Here is a 1941-nt window from a genome sequence, read left to right as displayed (position 1 = left end):
TCCAGCGCGAGGTACAGGACGCAGAGGGCCACTGGCGTTCCCTCGAAATTCGACCCTACCGGACGGCGGACAATCGAATCGAAGGCGTGGTCGTGTCGCTGCCAGACATCGATCGCCTGAAGCACAGTGAACAGTATCTGAAACAGATCATCGACAATATGCCCACCGCTCTTCTGGTACTCGATGGGGAGTTGAAGGTCTTGCTGGCGAATTCAACCTTTTGTTCGGAGTTTCAGGTCTCACAAACGGATACCGTGGGCCGGCATTTCTATCATCTCGGAAATGAGCAATGGAATATACCCCGGCTTAGGCAATTGCTGGAACAGGTGTTGCCAGAAAAGAGAGAGGTAAAGGCATTTTCGGTGACGCATGACTTTCCGGAGATCGGCCAGAGAACGATGCTGGTCAGCGGGAAGCGGGTTTATGAAGTCCGTGGGGCCACTCCCCCAGTTATCTTCCTGACCATCGAAGACGTTACGGAACGCAAACTTGCGGAGAGCACCTCGGCGATGCTGGCGGCTGTGGTTGAATCCTCGGATGATGCCATCATCACGAAAAATCTCAACGGAATCATCCAAACCTGGAATCCTGGAGCAAAGCGTATCTTCGGGTATACGCAGCAAGAAGCCATTGGCAAGCCCATTACCATGCTTATCCCTGCTGACCGGTTCCCTGAAGAGGAAAGTATTCTGGACCATATTCGTCGCGGCGAGCACATCGAACATTACGAATCTGTTCGCCGCCGCAAGGACGGGAGCTTGCTGAACGTTTCGCTAACGATTTCACCTCTCGTCGATGCGAGTGGTCAGATTGTTGGCGCATCGAAAATCGCGCGAGATATCACCGAACGGAAGCAGACGGAAGCGGCTCTCATCAAGTCCGAAAAGCTGGCTGCCGCCGGACGACTGGCTGCAGTGTTAGCACATGAGATCAATAATCCATTGCAAGCGGTAACAAACGTGATGGTCTTATTGGAACAATCCCCCAACATGAATTCGCGAGACCAGGAATTCATAAGGACAGCAGCCGATGAATTGGGCCGTATAAACCGCCTGACGCAGCAGTCTTTACGTTTTTACCGCGAATCAATCTCCCCCACGGCCGTGAACGTGCAAGAGGAGATTGAAAGCGTCTTAGATTTGTATGCAAAACGGATTAAGGCGAAAAATATCACGGTGACAAAGCAATACCAGGCCAATGGAGCGTCGATCCATAGCTATCCCGGCGAGATTCGGCAACTATTTTCCACTCTGCTGATCAACGCAATGGACGCTGTGCCGACTGGTGGGCGCTTCGTGTTACGTATTAGCCAGTCCGCTGACTGGAACAAGGCTCCGACTGTCGACGGGCTTCGCGTCACTCTCGCCGACAGCGGCTGCGGGATTTCACCCCACAACGCTGGCCGCATCTTCGAACCGTTCTTTACCACCAAGGGAGAAAATGGGACTGGGCTTGGCCTGTGGGTTGCTCGGGGGATTGCGGATCGGCTTGGCGGGTCCATCCGGATGCGCAGCAGGGTGCATCCGGACAATGGCGGGACTTGTTTTTCAGTTTTCCTTCCGAAATATCTCCCAACTGCTGTTTCGTAAACAAGCGCAGAGCAGATCATCATATTCAGTCAAAGATCAGCGGAATCCGACTGTTTGAAAGCATATCCGCCCGAGACGAGTTTGACGCCACCTGCCTCCGGGAATTGTCGGCCGCCGGAGGGTTGCACCGGCGACGAGATGGGCGGTACATTGAGTTTCATAACAGTATTGACAGACCTACAGAGTGGGAAGAGAAGAACGCAATGCGGTTGCAGCGAGAAGTATTGACGAAGACTGCTTCCGAGCGAGGCGGACGACATTCTTCGTCGCAGTCTGGGCATACGATGGGAGCCTGATGCCGACGGGCGGAAGTCGGAGATGCTTCCTAGTTTGGAAGCGGTCAGAGATTTGC

At 53.7% G+C, this 1941-nt stretch carries 2 protein-coding genes; one reads left to right on the top strand and one right to left on the bottom strand.

The features are described from left to right. Positions 1-86: 86 nt before the first annotated feature. On the top strand, positions 87-1589 hold the full coding sequence (locus tag AC5S26_RS29820; protein ID WP_494188581.1) for a PAS domain-containing sensor histidine kinase: 1503 nt from the start codon (positions 87-89) through the stop codon (positions 1587-1589). Between the two features lie 29 nt (positions 1590-1618). On the opposite strand, the gene AC5S26_RS29815 is transcribed toward AC5S26_RS29820, so the two are convergent. Continuing rightward, the coding region (locus AC5S26_RS29815; protein WP_494188580.1) for a hypothetical protein at positions 1619-1941 on the bottom strand (323 nt) is incomplete at its 5' end.

The sequence above is a fragment of the Edaphobacter sp. FHG110511_03 genome, assembly GCF_059115365.1.
The sequence above is the reverse complement of the archived record's forward strand: the minus strand, read 5'-3'. Positions and strand labels throughout refer to the sequence as shown.